This window comes from Sedimentitalea nanhaiensis DSM 24252, from assembly GCF_000473225.1.
Taxonomy (GTDB): Bacteria; Pseudomonadota; Alphaproteobacteria; order Rhodobacterales; family Rhodobacteraceae; genus Sedimentitalea; species Sedimentitalea nanhaiensis.
This window is the reverse complement of the sequence record NZ_KI421509.1, coordinates 2476730-2496926: the sequence shown is the minus strand read 5'-3', so window position 1 is coordinate 2496926 and position 20197 is coordinate 2476730. Positions and strand designations below refer to the sequence as shown.

Annotated in this window: 18 protein-coding genes; 11 read left to right on the top strand and 7 right to left on the bottom strand. The window is 57.0% G+C overall.

Going from position 1 to position 20197, the window contains the following annotated elements; genetic code table 11:
* Positions 1–4 precede the first annotated feature (4 nt).
* The 5 genes from mnmE to NANH_RS0114035 are packed head-to-tail and all read left to right on the top strand — an operon-like array spanning position 5 to position 5488.
* Positions 5–1291, top strand: a complete 1287-nt coding sequence (gene mnmE / locus NANH_RS0114055; protein ID WP_027262616.1) for a tRNA uridine-5-carboxymethylaminomethyl(34) synthesis GTPase MnmE — start codon at positions 5–7, stop codon at positions 1289–1291.
* Positions 1292–1294: 3 nt separating this feature from the next.
* Entirely contained in the window at positions 1295–3166 is a 1872-nt protein-coding gene (mnmG, locus tag NANH_RS0114050) for a tRNA uridine-5-carboxymethylaminomethyl(34) synthesis enzyme MnmG (RefSeq protein ID WP_074920694.1), read from the top strand.
* The gene (gene rsmG, locus NANH_RS0114045; RefSeq protein WP_245601457.1) at positions 3163–3786 is read left to right on the top strand and encodes a 16S rRNA (guanine(527)-N(7))-methyltransferase RsmG; all 624 of its coding nucleotides are present in this window, start codon (positions 3163–3165) and stop codon (positions 3784–3786) included. The genes mnmG and rsmG overlap by 4 nt, the downstream gene beginning before the upstream one ends.
* The gene (locus NANH_RS0114040; RefSeq protein ID WP_027262613.1) at positions 3779–4588 is read left to right on the top strand and encodes a ParA family protein; all 810 of its coding nucleotides are present in this window, start codon (positions 3779–3781) and stop codon (positions 4586–4588) included. Before rsmG ends, NANH_RS0114040 begins: the two co-directional genes overlap by 8 nt.
* A gap of 12 nt (positions 4589–4600) precedes the next feature.
* Positions 4601–5488 carry a ParB/RepB/Spo0J family partition protein gene (locus NANH_RS0114035; protein ID WP_027262612.1) on the top strand — a complete coding sequence of 296 codons (888 nt, stop codon included), beginning with the start codon at positions 4601–4603 and terminating at the stop codon, positions 5486–5488.
* Here the strand turns inward: NANH_RS0114035 and hemW are convergent.
* The 3 genes from hemW to rph are packed head-to-tail and all read right to left on the bottom strand — an operon-like array spanning position 5485 to position 7953.
* Complete coding sequence (gene hemW, locus NANH_RS0114030) at positions 5485–6642, bottom strand: radical SAM family heme chaperone HemW (protein ID WP_027262611.1); 1158 nt, start codon at positions 6640–6642, stop codon at positions 5485–5487. The genes NANH_RS0114035 and hemW overlap by 4 nt on opposite strands.
* On the bottom strand, positions 6635–7246 hold the full coding sequence (gene rdgB, locus NANH_RS0114025) for an RdgB/HAM1 family non-canonical purine NTP pyrophosphatase (protein WP_027262610.1): 612 nt from the start codon (positions 7244–7246) through the stop codon (positions 6635–6637). The genes hemW and rdgB overlap by 8 nt, the downstream gene beginning before the upstream one ends.
* The gene (rph, locus tag NANH_RS0114020) at positions 7243–7953 is read right to left on the bottom strand and encodes a ribonuclease PH (protein ID WP_027262609.1); all 711 of its coding nucleotides are present in this window, start codon (positions 7951–7953) and stop codon (positions 7243–7245) included. Before rph ends, rdgB begins: the two co-directional genes overlap by 4 nt.
* A gap of 114 nt (positions 7954–8067) precedes the next feature.
* Here rph and hrcA point away from each other — a divergent pair, with 114 nt between their 5' ends.
* Both hrcA and NANH_RS0114010 read left to right on the top strand, forming a co-directional pair.
* On the top strand, positions 8068–9132 hold the full coding sequence (hrcA, locus tag NANH_RS0114015; protein WP_027262608.1) for a heat-inducible transcriptional repressor HrcA: 1065 nt from the start codon (positions 8068–8070) through the stop codon (positions 9130–9132).
* 9 nt (positions 9133–9141) lie between these two features.
* Positions 9142–9705, top strand: a complete 564-nt coding sequence (locus NANH_RS0114010) for a nucleotide exchange factor GrpE (RefSeq protein WP_027262607.1) — start codon at positions 9142–9144, stop codon at positions 9703–9705.
* 43 nt (positions 9706–9748) lie between these two features.
* On the opposite strand, the gene mutS is transcribed toward NANH_RS0114010, so the two are convergent.
* Entirely contained in the window at positions 9749–12364 is a 2616-nt protein-coding gene (gene mutS, locus NANH_RS0114005; RefSeq protein WP_036049855.1) for a DNA mismatch repair protein MutS, read from the bottom strand.
* A gap of 157 nt (positions 12365–12521) precedes the next feature.
* Between mutS and NANH_RS0114000 the strand changes: the two genes are divergently transcribed.
* On the top strand, positions 12522–14777 hold the full coding sequence (locus NANH_RS0114000; RefSeq protein WP_027262605.1) for an NADP-dependent malic enzyme: 2256 nt from the start codon (positions 12522–12524) through the stop codon (positions 14775–14777).
* A gap of 15 nt (positions 14778–14792) precedes the next feature.
* Here NANH_RS0114000 and msrA read toward each other — a convergent pair whose 3' ends face one another.
* The gene (gene msrA / locus NANH_RS0113995) at positions 14793–15455 is read right to left on the bottom strand and encodes a peptide-methionine (S)-S-oxide reductase MsrA (RefSeq protein WP_027262604.1); all 663 of its coding nucleotides are present in this window, start codon (positions 15453–15455) and stop codon (positions 14793–14795) included.
* A gap of 143 nt (positions 15456–15598) precedes the next feature.
* Between msrA and NANH_RS0113990 the strand changes: the two genes are divergently transcribed.
* Both NANH_RS0113990 and NANH_RS0113985 read left to right on the top strand, forming a co-directional pair.
* Positions 15599–16507 carry a D-amino acid aminotransferase gene (locus NANH_RS0113990; protein WP_027262603.1) on the top strand — a complete coding sequence of 303 codons (909 nt, stop codon included), beginning with the start codon at positions 15599–15601 and terminating at the stop codon, positions 16505–16507.
* Positions 16507–17220, top strand: a complete 714-nt coding sequence (locus NANH_RS0113985; protein ID WP_027262602.1) for a sulfotransferase-like domain-containing protein — start codon at positions 16507–16509, stop codon at positions 17218–17220. Before NANH_RS0113990 ends, NANH_RS0113985 begins: the two co-directional genes overlap by 1 nt.
* Here NANH_RS0113985 and NANH_RS0113980 read toward each other — a convergent pair.
* Both NANH_RS0113980 and NANH_RS0113975 read right to left on the bottom strand, forming a co-directional pair.
* Positions 17217–17651 (bottom strand): DUF1810 domain-containing protein, encoded by a 435-nt coding sequence (locus NANH_RS0113980; RefSeq protein WP_027262601.1) that lies wholly within the window; start codon positions 17649–17651, stop codon positions 17217–17219. The genes NANH_RS0113985 and NANH_RS0113980 overlap by 4 nt on opposite strands.
* The gene (locus NANH_RS0113975) at positions 17648–18865 is read right to left on the bottom strand and encodes an argininosuccinate synthase (RefSeq protein WP_027262600.1); all 1218 of its coding nucleotides are present in this window, start codon (positions 18863–18865) and stop codon (positions 17648–17650) included. The genes NANH_RS0113980 and NANH_RS0113975 overlap by 4 nt, the downstream gene beginning before the upstream one ends.
* 101 nt (positions 18866–18966) lie before the next feature.
* On the opposite strand from NANH_RS0113975, the gene ilvA reads away from it, so the two are divergent.
* A complete protein-coding gene (gene ilvA, locus NANH_RS0113970) occupies positions 18967–20193 on the top strand; it encodes a threonine ammonia-lyase IlvA (protein ID WP_027262599.1) in 1227 nt (408 codons plus the stop codon).
* Positions 20194–20197 lie beyond the last annotated feature (4 nt).

The following is a 20197-nucleotide window of genomic DNA, read 5'->3' as shown; positions in this document are numbered from 1 at the left end:
TTCCATGGATACCATTTTTGCTTTGGCCAGCGCCCAGGGCAAGGCAGGAGTGGCAGTCATTCGTGTGTCTGGCCCCATGGCTTTGGCCACGGCGCAATCCTTGTGTTCCGGAGGTCTTCCGGCCCGTGGCATGTCGCTGCGTACCCTTCGCGATAGCACAGGAAACCAGTTGGATGACGCACTGGTTCTGACTTTCTCAGCACCGGCTAGCTTCACTGGCGAGGATGTGGTCGAATTGCATCTCCATGGCAGTGTTGCGGTGGTGTCGTCGGTTTTACGGGTGTTATCCGATTTCAAAGGACTCAGATTGGCGGAACCCGGGGAGTTCACCCGTCGGGCAATGGAAAACGGGAGGTTAGATCTCTCTCAGGTTGAAGGTCTTGCCGATCTGATTGATGCCGAAACAGATGCTCAGCGGCGGCAGGCACAGAGGGTTCTGGCTGGACAATTAGGCGACTTGGCAGAATCCTGGCGTCAAGATCTGATACGCGCGGCGTCATTGATTGAAGCCACAATTGATTTTGCGGATGAGGATATCCCCGAAGACGTTACGCCGGAGGTCAGAATTTTGATCGATAGGGTGCAACATGACTTGATCCGTGAGACTGCTGGCGTTGTGATCGCCGAGCGCATCCGCTCCGGATTTGAAGTTGCGATTATTGGCCCCCCAAACGTTGGAAAATCAACATTGCTCAACGCTTTGGCAGGGCGTCAGGCGGCGATCACGTCCGAATATGCTGGCACTACGCGTGATGTAATCGAAGTTCGGATGGAACTATCGGGGCTTGCCGTTACCTTTCTGGATACAGCTGGTTTGAGGGAAACCACTGATATCATTGAAGATATGGGAATTTCTTTAGCTCTAGACCGAGCGGAACGTGCGGATCTTCGGGTTTTCCTGGCGGATTCAAAAGAAGAGCTGGGTGTTTGTTTTAAGGGTGGTGATATTTTAGTGCACCCCAAAGCAGATATGCGTCTGGATAAGATCGATTCCGTCTCGGGGATCACAGGTGAAGGACTGAGCGAGCTTGTGGATCGTATAGCGGCCGTACTCAAGGACCGATCAATTAGTGCAGGGCTGGCGACACGTGAACGCCATAGGATTGCCATGGAGCGGGCCAAGGAATCGCTTGAAGCGGCGTCTCTATTTCTCGATGCTGGGACCAATCAATACGAGATCGCTGCGGAAGAAATGAGAGTAGCGATTAGATCCCTTGAATCGTTGGTTGGGCGAGTCGATGTAGAGAACTTGCTGGACGAGATCTTTTCCAGCTTCTGTTTGGGTAAGTAAGGAGTGTTTCACGTGAAACATTGTGACGTGATCGTTATCGGAGGCGGGCATGCAGGGTGCGAAGCTGCACATGCCGCAGCGCGGATGGGTGTCAAAACCGCGTTGATCACGTTGAAACGTGAGGGGATAGGTGTCATGTCTTGCAATCCCGCCATTGGAGGGCTGGGAAAAGGGCATCTGGTTCGGGAGATTGATGCCCTGGACGGGGTAATGGGGCGGGTTGCTGACAAGGCAGGTATTCAGTTTCGTCTCTTGAATCGGAGAAAAGGCCCGGCAGTCCAGGGACCGCGTGCACAAGCCGACCGGAAGATCTATCGCGAGGAAATGCTGAGCGAAACCGAATGTCGGATTGGATTGGAAATTCTTGAAGGGGAGGTGATCGACCTGCTCATGCAGGGAGATCGGGTCTGTGGAGTTGTCCTGGCAGACGGGTGTGAAATTTCTGCGGACGCTGTAATTCTAACAACCGGAACATTTTTGCGGGGGGTCATTCATATTGGCAATATCGCTCGCGCCGGCGGTCGATTGGGGGACAGACCTTCGGTGCTTTTGGCTCAGAGGTTGGAGACTTTCGGCTTGCCGATGGGCCGATTGAAGACCGGAACTCCACCGAGATTGGATGGCCGTAGCATCGATTGGTCCGGTTTGGAAATGCAGCCGGGAGACGAAAATCCCGTGTTATTTTCGTTTCTTTCCAAATCGGTTAGTGCACGTCAGATTGAGTGTGGGATTACGCATACAAACAGTCAAACACATGATATAATAGAGAAAAACCTAAATCGTTCGGCAATGTATGGGGGGCATATTGACGGCATCGGCCCCAGATACTGTCCGTCCATAGAAGATAAGATTGTCCGTTTCTCCGAGAAAGAGTCGCACCAGATCTTTCTTGAACCCGAAAGCTTGAGTGACCACACCATATATCCCAACGGAATTTCCACGTCATTGCCCGTGGAAGTACAGGAGGCTTATGTACATTCGATCAAGGGCTTGGAACGGGCTGAAATTCTACAGCCCGGATATGCCATTGAGTACGATTTTATCGACCCCAGATCTCTGAGACCAAGCTTAGAGCTAAAGGATGTACAAGGGCTGTTTTTGGCTGGGCAAATAAACGGAACGACGGGCTATGAAGAGGCGGCTGCACAAGGGTTGGTCGCAGGATTGAATGCCGCTCATATAGTTCGTGGAAAAGAGGCTATCGTGTTTGGACGATCTAACAGCTACATTGGGGTTATGATTGACGATCTCACATCGCGAGGGGTTAGCGAGCCTTATCGGATGTTCACATCACGCGCCGAATTCCGACTGTCGCTGCGTGCGGACAATGCGGATCAACGGTTGACGAAGCTTGGATTGGACCTTGGGTGCATTGGGGAAGACAGAAAAGCTATTTTTCTAGAAAAGATGGAACAACTAGATCGTGCAAAGTCCATTCTGTCTACCACTACATATACGCCAACTCAGTTGAATGCGGCGGGTATTGGTGTCAGTCAAGATGGGAAGCGGCGCACGGGCCTGGACGTCCTGGCATTTCCGAACGTTCATGTTGAAGATCTTCAAAGTTTGATACCCGAACTCTGCGATATGGCGCCCGCGATCCGGGTTCAAGTTGAATATGATGCGCTCTATGCGACTTATATCAGCCGACAGGCCAATGACGTGGATGCATTGAAACGGGACGAAAGGCACGCGATCCCCAGTGATTTTGATTTCGCTTCCATTATCGGGTTGTCCAACGAATTGAAGCAGAAATTGGTTGGTGCCCGACCGACGAGCCTCGCCCAGGCAGCTCGTATCGACGGAATGACACCCGCCGCGTTGGCTTTGATTCTTGCGAGATTGAAGCGCGGGAATAGGGCGATCCGAGCGTGACCGGTCTAATCGATCTTCCGGATGGGGTATTGAATGTTTCACGTGAAACACTCGAGCGGTTGCATATATTGGAATCTCTTGTCCAGAAGTGGAACCCAAAGATAAATTTGGTATCCCGCAACAGTTTAGAAGAGTTTTGGATGCGGCATATTGTAGATTCGATCCAGGTTTTCCGCATAGCCGAGGCAGATGGAAAGTGGGTAGATCTGGGCAGTGGCGGAGGGTTTCCAGGCCTGGTCGTGGCGATAATGGCCGCGTGTGAGCGCCCTGAGACCCATGTGACCCTGATTGAAAGCGATCAGCGCAAGTGTGCCTTTTTACGGACAGCGGTTCGAGAAATGGGGATAACCTGTCGGGTATTGGCTGAAAGGATTGAACAAGCAACGCCGCAGCAAGCTCGAATTCTATCCGCAAGGGCACTGACGGATTTGAATGGACTTCTCGGCTATGCAGATCGCCATTTGTGCGCGGGAGGCATTGCATTGTTCCCGAAGGGGGTCACCTGGAAAAAAGAGGTTGACGACGCCCGTAGGTCATGGCGTTTCGAGGTTGAAACGATTAACAGCATGACAGAAGCTGGGTCTGTAATTTTGAATATCACAGGAGCATCGCGTGTCTGATCGTCCGCACTCACATGGTGTGCAAATCATTGCGGTGGCCAACCAAAAAGGGGGCGTAGGTAAAACTACCACGTCGATAAACTTGGCTGCCGCGCTTGCGGAGATTGGGAAACGAGTGCTGGTCGTCGACCTTGATCCGCAAGGTAACGCATCGACTGGTTTGGGTATTGAAGTGGCGGATCGAAAGCTTACGGCATACGAATTGTTAGTGGGCGATATTGCGCTAAAGGATGTAATTCTAAAAACCGATGTTCAGAACTTATCAATTATTCCGGCCACGGTCGATCTGAGTTCGGCGGATATCGAATTGATTTCAAACAAGAATCGAAGCTCTCTTCTTAAGCGCGCTTTGCGCCAGGCTGCAATGGATGATTTTGAGTGGGATTACATCCTGATTGATTGTCCGCCGTCGCTGAGCTTGCTGACGGTGAATGCAATGGTCGCCGCGCATTCCGTGTTGGTGCCTTTGCAAAGTGAATTCTTTGCGCTTGAGGGTCTATCGCAATTGATGCTGACGATGCGCGAAGTGCGCCAAACCGCCAATGCAGAGTTGCGCATCGAGGGAATCGTGCTGACAATGTACGATAGGCGCAATAATCTTTCGCATCAGGTGGAGCAGGATGCTCGTGAAAACCTGGGTGAATTGGTTTTTCGGACACTGATCCCGCGGAACGTGCGATTGAGCGAGGCACCATCCTTTGCGATGCCGGTGCTCAGCTATGACGGTGCGTCCCAGGGAGCCAGGGCATACAGAGAACTGGCACAAGAAATATTGAGCAACCACAAACAGATGGCTGCATGAGGAGGGCACAGAATGGACAAGAGAACAAAGCCTCGCGGTCTGGGGCGCGGATTGTCGGCGTTGATGGCAGATGTAACGCTGGAGCCGGAAGCACAACACGACAGCCGTCGTAGCCCGGACATTCTGGTACCAATCGAAAAATTGGTGGCCAATCCAAATCAGCCGCGCCGCACATTCGTGCAGGACGATCTGGATGATCTGACGGCTTCGATCAAAGAAAAGGGTGTTCTACAACCGCTCATCGTGCGGCCAAGCGCGAACGGAATGTACGAAATTGTGGCTGGAGAACGCCGCTGGCGTGCTTCGCAGCAGGCCCAGTTGCATGAAATCCCGGTTCTCGTGCGGGAGTTTGACGATGTCGAGGTGCTTGAAGTAGCGATCATCGAAAACATCCAGCGTGCCGATTTGAATGCCATGGAAGAGGCGGCGGGCTATCGTCAGTTGATGGAGAATTTCGGACATACGCAGGAAAAATTGGCAGAAGCACTGGGTAAGAGCCGCAGTCATATTGCGAATCTGATGCGGTTGCTGAACTTGCCCGCAGATGTTCAGACTTTGGTACGGGATGGGAAACTGTCCGCAGGTCATGCGCGGACGCTAATCACGGCGCCAAACCCTTCGGACCTGGCTCGGGCGATTTTGCAGGGCGGATTGTCTGTGCGGGCCACCGAGGCGTTGGTCAAGAAACAGATGAATCCGACTTCCCGCTTTCCAAAGATCAAAACGAAACCGGTCGAAAAAGATGCTGACACTAAGGCGCTTGAAGGCGATCTGTCAGCTAACTTGGGGATGAAAGTGTCGCTTGCGCACAAGCCGGGGCAAGAAGCGGGTGAATTGACGATCAAATACGCGTCTCTGGACGATCTGGATACGCTGTGCCGTTTGCTTAGTAACGCCTAATCAGTCAGAAATTCTGACGTTATTGCGTTTAAGATCATAAACCCTTGTTTTTTAACAATTATACGGTCTCCAAAATCTGAAATCATGCCCAGATCGACCAGCGACTTCCGAGTCGCCATGTTCAGTTTCCGCCCAGACAAATCCTCATAGCGCTTGACGTCTATGCCTGAAGTCAAACGTAAACCCATCATCAGGTACTCTTCGGCCCGCTCAAGCCCAGACAATGGCTGGCGCAGGCAATCTCCGTTTCCCGTCGCGACGGCCTTCAACCAATCTTGAGGCCCGCGGTAGCATTCGGTGGCATAGCGAGAACCGTCCAAGGTTAAACGTCCATGAGCCCCGGGTCCGATCCCGGCATAGTCGCCGCCCTGCCAGTAGATCAGATTATGCCGGGATTCCGCGCCGGGGCGGGCATGATTGGACACTTCGTACATCGGCAATCCGTGTAAATCGCACAATTCCTGAGTCACTTCGTACATATCGGCGGATAGATCGTCGCCAGGCAAGCCACGCAGCGTTCCCGCAGCGAAACGGTCGCCAAAGGCGGTCCCGGATTCGATGGTCAACTGGTATAGTGAAAGATGATCCAGGGTCATTGACAGCGCTTCGGTCAATTCGGAGCGCCATTGATCCAGCGTTTGGTCTTGGCGTGCATAGATCAGATCGAAACTGACCCGGTTGAAACAGGCACGGGCGATATCAAAGGCCGTGCGCGCTTCGGCTACACTGTGGATCCGGCCAAGACGGCGCAAATCGGTATCGTTCAGGGCCTGTACACCCATCGAGATGCGATTGATGCCCGCATCGCGAAACCCGGAAAATCGACCGGCTTCGACCGACCCTGGATTGGCCTCCAGTGTGATCTCGATGTCATTGCCAAATGTCCAGTGTTTGCCAGCGGCCTGAATAATCGCGGCAACTGTGTCGGGCTCCATCAGGCTGGGTGTGCCCCCGCCGAAAAAGATCGACCGCAAGACCCGGTTTGGTGTCTGGGCGGCGACACGGTTCAGCTCGGACAGGTAAGCGGCCATCCATTCGGAGTGATCGATTTGCCGCGACACGTGGCTGTTAAAGTCGCAATAGGGGCATTTGGCCTGACAGAACGGCCAATGGACATAGAGGCCAAAGCCCCCTTGTTGCCAATCCTCAACCAAAACAGCCGGCGACGAATTGTTCGACAGCCTTGGCTCGGTGGCTGATCCGGTTCTTTTCCCAACGATCCATCTCGCCGAACGTCACGTCATACCCTTCAGGTACAAAAATCGGGTCATAGCCATGTCCCCGATCGCCGCGCATCGGCCAGATGACATGGCCGGGCATCACGCCGGGAAATACCTCGTCATGGCCGTCGGGCCAGGCCAGAACTAGCGTACAGCAGAACCGGGCGATACGAGGGTGGGGGGCGTATACGGCTTCCAACTCGTCATGGGTGCGCTGCATTGCCATCACAAAATCGCGCCCGCCGGCAGTCGCGGCCCAATCTGCCGTATAGACACCAGGCGCCCCGCCAAGGGCGTCAATCTCGATACCGGAATCATCGGACAGGGCAGGCAGACCGGTGGCTCTGGCGGCGGCGTGGGCCTTGATCCTGGCATTGCCGACAAAGGTGGCTTCCGTCTCTTCCGGTTCGGGCAGATTCATTTCACCGGCGCCGATTACTGAAACGCCATGGGGTTTCAGTAAATGGGCCATCTCTTCCAGTTTGCCCGCGTTATGCGTGGCTATCAGAAGCCGGTCGCCGGTGAATTTGCGCGTCATGTCGCCGCCTGTTGCGCCGATACCAGTTCCCCGACACCCTTTTCCGCCAGATCCATCAATTTGTTCATCTGGTCGCGCGAAAATACAGAGCCTTCGGCAGACATCTGCACTTCGATCAGCTTGCCCGATCCTGTCATGATGAAATTGCCGTCGACTCCGGCTTCGCTGTCCTCGGGATAGTCCAGATCCAACACCGGCTGACCGGCATAGATGCCACAGGATACCGCCGCGACCGGATCGACCAGAGGATCGCTGATCACGTCGCCCGCTTTCATCAGCTTGTTGACGGCCAGGCGCAATGCGACCCAACCGCCAGTGATCGACGCACAGCGGGTTCCGCCATCGGCTTGCAGCACATCGCAGTCTACCGTGATCTGGCGTTCGCCAAGGGCAACACGGTCCACGCCGGCCCGCAGCGCACGGCCGATCAGGCGCTGGATCTCCACGGTGCGACCGCCTTGCTTTCCGGCGGCCGCCTCGCGCCGCATTCGGGTGTTGGTTGCGCGCGGCAGCATACCGTATTCCGCAGTGACCCAGCCCAACCCGGAGCCCTTGATAAAGGGCGGTACACGGTCTTCGATTGTGGCGGTGCACAGAACATGGGTGGCCCCGACCTTGATCAGGCAAGAGCCTTCGGCGTGTTTCGTGAATCCCGTTTCGATTGAAACGGCGCGCATTTCGCTTAGATCTCGTCCAGAAGGTCGCATAGAAATTCCTTTGTGTGTCCGGGCCGCAATATCGTCCCACCGACCAATGATGCAACCCCGATTGACCTTTGTCGCCTGTGGACTTTAATGCCGATCCGGCCAAGGATGATGTACATGAACGGTGCCACAAAAATTCTTGACGAAATGAACGACCGCTCGCGCGAGGTGTTCCGTCTTGTTGTCGAGTCGTATCTGAACACGGGCGATCCGGTTGGCAGCCGGACGCTGACCCGAACGCTGAGCGAAAAGGTCAGCGCCGCCACGATCCGCAATGTCATGCAGGATCTGGAATATCTGGGCCTGCTGAACAGCCCGCATGTCAGCGCCGGACGAATCCCGACGCAGATGGGGTTGCGGATGTTTGTCGACGGATTGCTCGAGGTTGGCGATCTGGATGCGTCGGACCGCCAGAAACTGGACGATACCCTGCAGCGCAATAGTCCGGATGTCGGTGGGATGCTCGACCGGTTGGGATCGGCTCTTTCGGGTGTGACCCACGGCGCGTCACTGGTTCTGACCCCCAAACACGAAGCCGCCATTCGCCATATTGAATTCGTTTCTCTGGCACATGACCGCGCGCTGGTGGTCATCGTGTTTTCGGATGGTCATGTCGAAAACCGCCTGTTCACGCCGCCGATGGGGCAAACTCCGAGTTCGATGCGTGAAGCGGCGAATTTTCTGAATGCGCTGATCGAGGGCAAAACCCTGACCGAAGTGCGCCGCACGATCCAGAATGAAATTCGGCAACGACGGCGTGAAATCGATGATCTGGCCAGCCAGATGGTCGAAAGCGGGCTGGCAGTCTGGGAGGGCGATGGCGAAGAAGCGGACCGTCTGATTGTGCGCGGCCGGGCGAATCTGTTGGGCGGCGAAGATGACGACCGCGAGCTCGAGCGCATTCGCACGCTGTTTGACGACCTCGAACGCAAACGCGATATCGCCGATTTTCTTCAGTTGACCGAAGAGGGCGAAGGTGTGCGCATTTTTATTGGCTCGGAGAACAAACTTTTCTCACTTTCGGGTTCCTCTTTGGTGGTGTCTCCCTATATGAACTCTGATCGAAAGATCATTGGCGCGGTGGGTGTGATTGGCCCGACGCGCCTGAATTACGGGCGGATTGTGCCGATTGTGGACTACACGGCGCAGCTGGTGGGACGGCTCTTATCCGACCGCAGTTAGAGGTGAAGAATGGCAGACCCCAAGAACGACGATTTTCTGGATGATCTGGCGGCTATGGAAGCCGAAGAACAGGCCGAAGAACAGGCCGAACTGGAACCTGAGGCAATCGAGGTAGATTCGCTGCGCGCCGAGCGTGACGAATACCGTGATCGCTATATGCGCGCGCTGGCCGAGGCTGAAAATGCGCGCAAGCGCTCGGATCGTTCGCGGCGCGAGGCCGAGCAATATGGCGGCAGCAAGCTGGCGCGCGATGTGCTGCCGGTCTACGATAACATGAAGCGCGCGCTGGAAACGATCACCGACGAACAGAAGCAGGCCTCCGCTGCTTTTATCGAAGGTATCGAGTTGACCATGCGCGAACTGGTCAATGTTTTCGGCAAACACGGTATCCAGGTGATTGCGCCCGCGGTCGGCGATCGGTTCGATCCGCAGATGCATGAGGCGATGTTCGAAGCTCCGGTGCCAGGTACAAAATCCGGGGATATCATTCAGGTGTCCGCCGAAGGGTTCATGTTGCATGACCGTCTGTTGCGTCCGGCGCAGGTCGGGGTGTCCTCAACGCCTGCGTCCTGAGCAAAGCGCGCAGACAGCTCGCAAACCCATGTCCTGCAAAAAATCAGGATCGAGCCGCCTCTTTCAGTTTGTAGATCAGGTCCAACGCCTGTTTTGGCGACAATTCATCCGGGTGAATGTCGTGTAACAGATCCAGCGCGGGCGAAGGTTTGACCGCCACTGGCGGCGGCGGTGCGGTCGAGAACAACGGCAGATCTTCGATCAGCGCTTTCTGCGTCGCACCGCCCTCGCGTTCGCCCTGCTCCAGCGCCTTAAGCACCACACGTGCGCGATCCAGGACGGATTGCGGTAACCCGGCCAGCTGCGCCACCTGCACCCCATAAGAACGATCGGCGGCTCCCATTTTGACCTCGTGCAGAAAGATCACCTCGCCCTGCCATTCTTTGACCGTGACGGTGGCGTTTTCGACCCCAGTCAACTTGCCAGCCAAAGCGGTCAGCTCATGGTAGTGGGTCGCAAACAAGGCGCGGCACCTGTTTGATGCGTGCAGGTGTTCCAGCGTGGCCCAGGCAATGGACAGGCCATCGTAAGTTGACGTTCCGCGCCCGATTTCATCCAGAATCACAAGTGCCCGGTCATCGGCCTGATTGAGGATTGCGGCGGTTTCGACCATTTCGACCATGAAGGTCGAGCGACCCCGTGCCAGATCGTCCGACGCGCCGACCCGGCTGAACAGCTGGCTCACCAGCCCGACATGGGCCGAGGCGGCAGGTACATAGCTGCCGATCTGGGCGAGCAGGGCGATCAAGGCGTTCTGGCGCAGAAAGGTGGATTTACCCGCCATGTTCGGCCCGGTCAGCAACCAGATCGCCGCATCCCCATTGGCTGAAAGGTCACAGTCATTGGCGATGAAGCTCTCTCCACCCTGTTGGCGCAAGGCGTGTTCCACCACGGGGTGGCGTCCGCCAGAGACGGCAAAGGCGCGGCTGGTGTCAACCTTGGGGCGGCACCAGTTCTCGCCACTCGCGAGATCGGCGAGACTGCTTGCCAGATCCAGTTCCGCCAGCGCGCGCGACGCCAGTCCGATCCTGGCTGCAACATCCAGAATGGCGGCGCGCAGCCTTTCGAACAGCTGTTTTTCGAACTCCAGTGCGCGGTTGCCGGCGTTCAGGATGCGGGTTTCCATCTCGTTCAGCTCGACGGTGGTGAACCGGACCTGATTGGCGGTGGTCTGGCGATGAATATAACTGTCCGACATCGGCGGGGTTTGCATTTTCGCAGCGTGGGTGGACGTCGTTTCGATGAAATAACCCAGCACGTTGTTATGCTTGATCTTCAGGCTGGTGATCCCGGTGTGCTCGGCATACCGTTTTTGCATCTGGGCGATGACGGATCGGCCCTCGTCGCGCAGGGTGCGGGCCTCGTCCAGTTCGGTGTCAAAACCGACGGCGATAAACCCGCCGTCTCGGGCCAACAGCGGTGGTTCGGCAACCAGTGCGGTATTTAGTAAAGCCGTCAGGTCATCGAAACCGGACAGGTCGCGGGCGGCTGTGCTCAACAACAGGGGCAGTTCGAAGGCATCACACAGATCGGCAATCACCTGCGCCTGCGCTAACCCGTTGCGCACAGCCGCAAGATCGCGTGGACCGCCCCGATCCAGCGACAGGCGCGACAAGGCGCGGTCCAGATCCGGCGTCTTGCGCAGAGCCGAACGCAGATCGCTCGCCCATTGGTCGTGATCCAACGCAAATGTGACTGCATCGAGCCGCGATTGCACCAGCTCCACGACGCGCGAGGGGCTGGACAGCCTTTGTTCTAACAGGCGTGCGCCGCCAGGGGTTACCGTGCGGTCGATCACCGATAACAACGACCCGCTGCGGCTACCGGACAGAGAGCGGGTCAATTCAAGGTTCCGACGGGTCGCAGCGTCGATCTGAACCACACGGTCTTCGGCGTCGCGCTGGGGTTTTTGCAGCAGTGGCAGCTTGCCCTTTTGAGTGATCTCAAGATAGTCGATCAGCGCACCCATGGCTGAAATCTCAGCCCGCTCGAACATGCCAAAGGCATCCAGTGTCCCCACGGCAAACAACGTGCACAGACGCTTGGCGGCGGCGGTGCTGTCAAAACTGGCGCGGCTTAGCGGCGTCAGTGCAATTCCAAGTTCTTCGGCGACCGCATACAGGCGCGCATCCGAACTATCCGATACGATCAACTCCGAGGGCGCAAGACGCGCCAGTTCCGGACCCAGTCGCGCCACGCTCAGGGGCATGACGTGGAACGCGCCGGTGGAAATATCGGCCCAGGCAAGCGCGGCCTGATCGCGAACCTCGGCGAAAACGGCCAGAAAGTTGTGCCGCCGCGCTTCTAACAATGCATCTTCGGTCAGGGTACCGGGGGTGACAAGGCGCACGACCTCGCGCCGAACCACAGATTTGGACCCGCGTTTCTTGGCCTCGGCGGGGCTTTCCATCTGTTCACAGACGGCCACCCGAAACCCTTTGCGGATTAAGGTCAGAAAATAGCCCTCGGCGGCGTGAAAGGGGACGCCACACATGGGGATATCGGCACCGTCATGCTTGCCGCGCTTGGTCAAGGCGATGTCCAGCGCCTGGGCTGCCGCCACCGCATCATCAAAGAACATCTCGTAGAAATCGCCCATGCGATAGAACAGCAGGGCGTCGGTATGGTCTGCCTTGATCTCGAGATACTGCGCCATCATCGGCGTGACATTCGACACGGATAACCCCCCCGGATTTCGGATCAAGGGCGACCTTACAAATGCTGCACGTGCGGCGAAAGGCAAAAACGCATTGCTGTTGAGGCCACGCGGGCCACGCGGTATGACACCGGAACCGCATAAGCAAAAGGCACCCTCAATGGCCAAGACCAAATATACCGCAGAAGAGGCGCTGGCCTTTCACCTCGAACCAACGCCGGGCAAATTCGAAATTCAGGCGACGGTGCCGATGAACACCCAGCGCGACCTGAGCCTGGCCTATTCGCCCGGTGTTGCGGTGCCTTGCGAAGAGATCGCCAGGAATCCGGAAACCGCCTATGACTACACCAACAAGGGCAACCTTGTGGCGGTGATTTCCAACGGCACTGCCGTGCTGGGTCTGGGCAACCTTGGCGCATTGGGCAGCAAACCGGTGATGGAGGGTAAGGCCGTCCTGTTCAAACGGTTCGCGGATGTAAACAGCATCGATATCGAACTTGACACAGAAGAGGTCAGCGAATTCTGCAAGGCGGTCAAGCTGATGGCACCGACATTTGGCGGCATCAACCTGGAAGACATAAAGGCGCCCGACTGTTTCATCATTGAACAGCAACTCAAGGAAGAGCTGGACATCCCGGTATTCCACGACGATCAGCACGGTACTGCGGTGATCTGTGCCGCAGGTTTGATCAACGCGCTGCATCTGTCGAACAAACGGATCGAAGACGTCAAGATCGTTTTGAATGGCGCAGGGGCCGCCGGGATCGCCTGTCTGGAACTGCTCAAGTCGATGGGCGCGCGGCCCGAGAATTGCATCATGTGCGACACCAAGGGCGTCATCTATCAAGGCCGCACCGAAGGCATGAACCAATGGAAGTCCGCCCACGCGGTCAAGACCGAAGCGCGCGACCTGGCCGAAGCGATCAAGGGTGCGGACGTGTTCCTGGGAGTCAGCGTCAAAGGTGCTGTGACCCAGGATATGGTAAAATCCATGGCCGACAATCCGGTGATATTCGCCATGGCGAACCCCGATCCGGAAATCACGCCGGAAGAGGCCCACGAGGTGCGGATGGATGCCATCGTTGCCACCGGGCGCAGTGATTATCCCAACCAGGTCAATAACGTGCTTGGGTTCCCCTATCTGTTCCGCGGGGCGCTCGACATCCATGCCCGTGCGATCAACGATGAGATGAAGATCGCCTGTGCCCATGCGCTGGCCCAGTTGGCACGCGAAGATGTGCCGGATGAGGTGGCGCTGGCTTATGGTGAAAACCTGACGTTCGGGCGCGACTATATCATCCCGACTCCGTTTGATCCGCGACTGATCCACCGTATTCCGCCTGCCGTGGCTCGGGCCGGGATGGACACCGGCGCGGCGCGGCGCCCGATCATCGATATGGACGCCTACGAACTGACACTAAAGGCCCGGATGGATCCAACCGCAAGCATTCTGCGTGGTTTGAATGCACGGGCGCGTATTGCGCAGGCCCGCATGGTGTTTGCCGAGGGCGATGACCCCCGTGTCTTGCGTGCGGCGGTAAATTACCAGCGGGCGGGGTTGGGAAAGGCGCTGGTCGTCGGGCGTTCCGAGGACGTCCGGGAAAAGCTGGAAGCGGCCGGTATGGGTGATGCTGTGCGCGAACTCGAAGTCGTGAACGCGGCCAATACGCACCATTTGGAAACCTATAAGCAGTTCCTGTACAACCGGCTGCAGCGCAAAGGTTTTGATGCACAGGACATCCACCGTCTGGCGGCACGGGACCGGCACGTGTTTTCAGCATTGATGCTGGCGCATGGGCACGGCGACGGGCTGGTCACGGGGGCAACGCGCAAATCCGCCCATGTGCTGGAACGGATCAGCCATGTGTTCGATGCAGATGCTGCACATGGGGTGGCCGGGGTCACGGCGCTGTTGCACAAGGGTCGGATCGTTCTGATCGCGGATACGTTGGTGCATGAATGGCCGGATGCCGAGGATCTTGCGACCATCGCTGAGCGTGCCGCCGACGTGGCCCGTCACATGGGGCTTGAGCCGCGCGTGGCCTTTGTCAGCTTTTCGACCTTTGGATATCCGGTGTCCGAACGGGCCGAAAAGATGCACCGCGCACCCAGTGTACTCGAACGCCGCGGCGTGGATTTCGAGTTCGAAGGCGAAATGACCGTCGACGTGGCGTTGAACGCCAAGTCGCAGGCGGCCTATCCGTTTTCCCGTCTGAGCGGACCAGCCAATATTCTGGTGGTGCCCGCGCGGCATTCGGCCAGCATTTCGGTCAAGCTGATGCAGGAAATGGGCGGAGCAACCGTGATTGGACCGATCCTGTCCGGATTGGACAAACCGATTCAGATCTGTTCATCCGTATCCACAGCCAATGACATCCTGAACATGGCGGTTCTGGCGTCCTGCAAGATCGGATAACGCTAAGGGGCCGGGTCAGCTGCCGACAAAGGGTGCTGCGTCGCCCCACAGTTGTTTGACCCGCGCGTCGCGCCCGCACGCCTTGCGGTAGAACTTATAGGCGCTGGCCTGCGATTTCGGGCCGCCCCGCGTCAGGACCAGATCGGTGCCCTTGTAGTAATCCTGATGATAGCTTTCTGCCGGATAAAACCGTGCCGCAGACAGGATGGGGGTAACGATTTTCTGCCCCAGGGCGCTCTCGGCCTGATCCTTGGCGGTTTGCGCCAGAGCTTTTTCTTGCGCGTCCGAGACAAAGATCGCGGTGCGGTAACTGTTGCCCCTGTCGCAGAACTGTCCGCCAGCGTCGGTTGGATCGACCGAGCGCAGGAACATGTTCAGCAGCGTCGCACGGCTGATAACGTCGGGATCAAAGCTGATTTGCACGGCCTCGTAATGCCCGGTGCCGCCACGTGTGACCTGTTTATAGGTTGGGTTTTCGCTTGTACCGCCAGTATAACCCGAAACAGCGCCGCTGACACCTTGCACCTTTTCGAAATCGGCCTCGACACACCAGAAACAGCCTCCGGCTACGGTCAGGGTCTCGATCTCGGCTGCTTTGGCCGATTGGCCCTGAATCAGGGTCGCCACAGCGATCAGGGCCACCAGGGCCATAGGTTTGATATTGTCCAATACGGTCATCGCACTCTCCATTTGCGGGGATGCTGGCTTGTCGCTAGGCGCACCGCAAGCTGTGGACATGAAATGTCACGGCGAGGTGACTGGATTTTACCGCTTGGCCTTGGCGGATTCCGGCCCTAGCGTGCGCCCAAACGGAGGATGTCATGAGCGAAAAAATGACCACGCATCAGGCTGCCGAGGATGCGCGGAACGAGAAGATCCTGATTTATCTGAACGGCCGGGTCGTGCCCAAGGATCAGGCGGTGGTCAGTGTTTATGACAGCGGTTTCATGCTGGGCGATGGAGTCTGGGAGGGGATCCGGCTGTATAACGGCACCTGGGCGTTTCTGGGTGAACATATCGATCGGTTGTTTGAGGCGGCAAAGGCCATCGATCTGGATATCGGGTTGGATCGCGCCGGCGTGATCCAGGCCATACGCGACACCCAGGTCGCGAATGACATGCAGACTGATGCCCATGCCCGCCTGATGGTCACACGCGGACCCAAGGTCCGCCCCTTTCAGCATCCCGCGCTCAGCCAATCGGGGCCGACTTTGGTGATTATCATGGAACATTCCCGGCCCAGCCTGCCGCGACCGATCCGGTTGGCCACAGTTGCGCATATGCGCGGATTGCCGATGACCCAGGACCCCAAGCTGAACAGCCATTCGAAACTGAATTGTATCATCGCCTGCATTGCGGCCGAAAAGGCAGGTGCGGACGAGGCCCTGATGCTGGATGTGAATGGTTTCGTGAACACGACTAACGCCTGCAATTTCTTTATCGTGCGCAGGGGGGCGGTCTGGACCAGTACAGGCGATTATTGCATGAACGGCATCACCCGGCAAAAGGTGATCGACCTGTGTCGCGATAACGGGATTCCGGTGTTCGAACGCAACTATAGCCTGGTGGACACTTATGGAGCAGACGAAGCGTTTCTTACCGGTACGTTCGGCGCCCAGACGCCCGTTGGTGAAATTGACGGACGCCAGATCGGCACTGGTGAGATGGGCCCGATGACAGAACGGATCCGCAGTTTGTACAAGGATCTGATTGACAAGGAATGCGCCTGATGCGGATTGCAATGTGGTCGGGGCCGCGAAATCTGTCCACGGCAATGATGTACGCCTTTGGCGCACGTGGGGATTGTGCTGTGATAGACGAGCCCTTTTACGCGGCATACTTGGCCAAAACGGGCCTGGCTCACCCAATGAAGGACGCGATCTTAAAGGCTCAACCCACCGATCCCGCGCAAGTGGTCGCACAGATCTCTGGGCCGATCCCCCAGGGCAAGAGGCATTTCTACCAGAAGCACATGACGCAACACATGCTGCCCGACATGCCGCGAGACTGGATGCGCGATATGGTCAACGTCTTTCTGATCCGCCATCCTGCGCGGGTCATTGCCAGCTACGCGGCCAAGCGAGAGAACCCGACGTTGCCTGATATCGGTTTTGTTCAGCAGGCCGAACTGTTTGATGCAGTTAATAGCTGGCAGGGCAGTCCGGTGGTGATTGACAGCACCGACATCCGAATAGACCCTGAAAAGATGCTGAGGCGATTGTGTAAGTCCATCGGATTGCCATTCATGCCCGAGATGCTGAGCTGGCCACGGGGCGGACATCCCGAAGACGGTGCCTGGGCGCCACACTGGTACGGATCGGTTTGGAAAAGCACCGGGTTTGACGCTGCCGAAGGTCCATTGCCGACCGTGCCCGGACATCTGAAAGAAGTCCTTTCTCAGGCAATGCCCCACTTTAACAAGTTAAAGGCGGTCGCCCTCTAGCTAATGGCCCGCAGTGTTGTCTGGCACCGCCGACCATCGAAAAAGGCATCCAGAACCTGTTCGAATTCAGGCGGCGCGTCCGGCACGGCGGCAAACAAGGTCATGCTGGACTGTAGTTTTTGCGCGTCGAGAGTGCCCAGAATGACGTCAACCGCAGTGCCTTGGTGGGTCAGCATCAATGTGCTGACATGAACCAGCCGTGCACGCAGATCGGAATGGGCCAGATAGGCGCGTGCCTCGGCAAGATCATGGATGCCATACAGTTGGGACATGTCCGAGCGACCCAGCTCCGCCAGCTGTGGAAACACGAACCATATCCAATAGCCGGTCTTGCGACCCGCCTTCAGTTCGGCAACCACGGACTGCCAGACGGAATCCTGTGCCTCCAAAAAAAGGTCGGCATCGGTTTCGTCGGGCCAGTCTGAATTCATTTCAGACGACGGTTCCGCATCGCGATCAGTCGCAGGCGCAACGCGTTCAGCTTGATGAACCCGGCGGCGTCCTTCTGATCATAGGCCCCGGCATCGTCCTCAAACGTGACATGCTCTTCCGAATAAAGCGAGCGATCCGACCAGCGCCCGACGGTGCGGGCCAGTCCCTTGTACAGTTTCAGGCGAACTGTGCCCATCACATGTTCCTGGCTTTTGTCTATTGCCGCCTGCATCATTTCGCGTTCGGGGCTGAACCAGAAGCCGTTATAAATCAGCTCGGCATATTGCGGCATCAGCTGATCCTTCAAGTGCATCGCGCCGCGATCCATGGTGATTTGCTCGATGCCCCGATGTGCCTCGAGCAAAATCGTGCCGCCCGGCGTTTCATAGATACCGCGCGATTTCATACCTACGAACCGGCCTTCAACCAGATCCAGACGCCCGATACCGTGTTTGCCACCCAGTTCGTTCAGTTTGGTCAGAATGGTCGCGGGGCTCATCATTTCGCCATTGATACTGACGGCGTCGCCCGCTTCGAACCCGATCTCGACAAATTCCGGCTCGCTCGGCGCGTCTTCGGGGTTCACCGTGCGCTGATAAACATAGTCCGGCGCATTCTCGGCAGGGTCCTCCAGAACCTTGCCTTCCGAACTGGTGTGCAGCAGATTGGCATCCACCGAGAACGGAGCTTCGCCGCGTTTGTCCTTGGCAATTGGAATCTGATTTTTCTCTGCGAAATCAATTAGTCTGGTGCGGCTTGTCAGATCCCATTCACGCCAGGGGGCGATAACCTTGATGTCTGGATTCAGCGCATAGGCAGCCAATTCGAACCGAACCTGATCGTTACCCTTGCCTGTGGCGCCATGGGCAACCGCGTCCGCGCCGGTTTCTTCTGCGATCTCAACCAGCCGCTTGGAAATCAGCGGGCGCGCAATCGAAGTGCCCAGCAGGTACAGCCCTTCGTAAACAGCGTTGGCACGGAACATCGGGAACACGAAGTCGCGCACGAATTCTTCGCGCAGATCCTCGATATATATGGCGCTCGCACCCATCATTTCGGCTTTCTTGCGAGCCGGTTCCAGTTCCTCTCCCTGGCCCAGATCGGCGGTAAAGGTTACCACTTCGCAACCGTACTCGGTTTGCAGCCATTTCAAGATGATCGACGTGTCCAGGCCACCTGAATAGGCGAGAACGACTTTCTTTGGCGCAGACATTGGAATTCCTCTTAATCTGGGGTCGGCTGCGGATTATCGGGTTTTGCCGCAGGGGGCAAGCCAAGCTTGCGCAGGCGGACGCGCTGGTTCACACAGGGAAAATGACCGATTTTCAAGATAAGGCGCGCGCTGCAGAAGCCGCCATGCGCGCAGTGTTCCCGCAGACCCCATTGCTGCGCAACGTCCATCTGTCCGATCGTTTTGGTGCCGACATTTGGCTGAAGCGCGAGGATCTGAGTCCAGTGCGGTCCTACAAGCTGCGCGGGGCGTACAATGCGATGCGTAAACTGCCAGAGCAGGAGCTTTTCGTCTGCGCCAGCGCGGGCAATCACGCGCAAGGTGTGGCCTTCATGTGCAAGCATATGGGGGTTCGGGGGGTAATTTTCATGCCGGTGACGACGCCGCAGCAAAAGATCCAGAAAACCCGGATGTTCGGCGGCGAGCAGATCGAAATTCATCTGGTCGGGGATTATTTCGATCACACGCTCACGGCGGCGCAGGACTGGTGTACCCAATCTGGTGGCTATTTCCTCTCACCGTTCGATGATTCCGATGTGATCGAGGGGCAGGCCTCGGTTGCGGTTGAAATACATGATCAACTGGGGCGGGCACCGGACGTGGTGATCCTGCCGGTCGGCGGGGGCGGTATGTCGTCGGGGGTTTCAACCTATTTCGGGGCCGACGCGCGCTGTCTTTTCGTCGAACCCAAGGGTGGCGCGTGTTTCAAGGCAGCGCTGGCGGCGGGACGACCGGTGACGCTGTCGCATGTGGATACGTTTGTCGATGGTGCCGCGGTGGGACGGATCGGCGAGAAGCCTTTCAATCTTTTGCAGGCAACGGCACTGTCAGACGTGATTGTCCTGAGTGAAGACCGAATCTGCACGACGATGATCGAAATGCTCAATGTCGAGGGGGTTGTTCTGGAACCTGCTGGTGCCCTGTCGGTTGAGGCGCTGGGAGAAGTGCAATCGCAAATCCGAGGTAAGTCGGTGGTATGCGTTACCTCAGGCGGCAATTTCGATTTCGAACGCCTGCCCGAGGTCAAGGAGCGCGCACAGCGTTATTCGGGGGTCAAGAAATACCTGATCCTGCGCCTGCCGCAGCGACCTGGCGCGTTAAGGGAATTCCTGACAATTCTCGGACCAGATGACGATATCGCACGGTTCGAGTATCTCAAGAAGTCAGCACGCAACTTTGGATCTGTCCTGATCGGCATTGAAACCGTGAAGGCGGAAAATTTTGAAAGGTTGTTTGCGCATCTGGACGATGCAGGGTTCAGCTATCGTGATATCACCAACGATGAAACTCTGGCCCAGTTCCTGATCTGAAGGG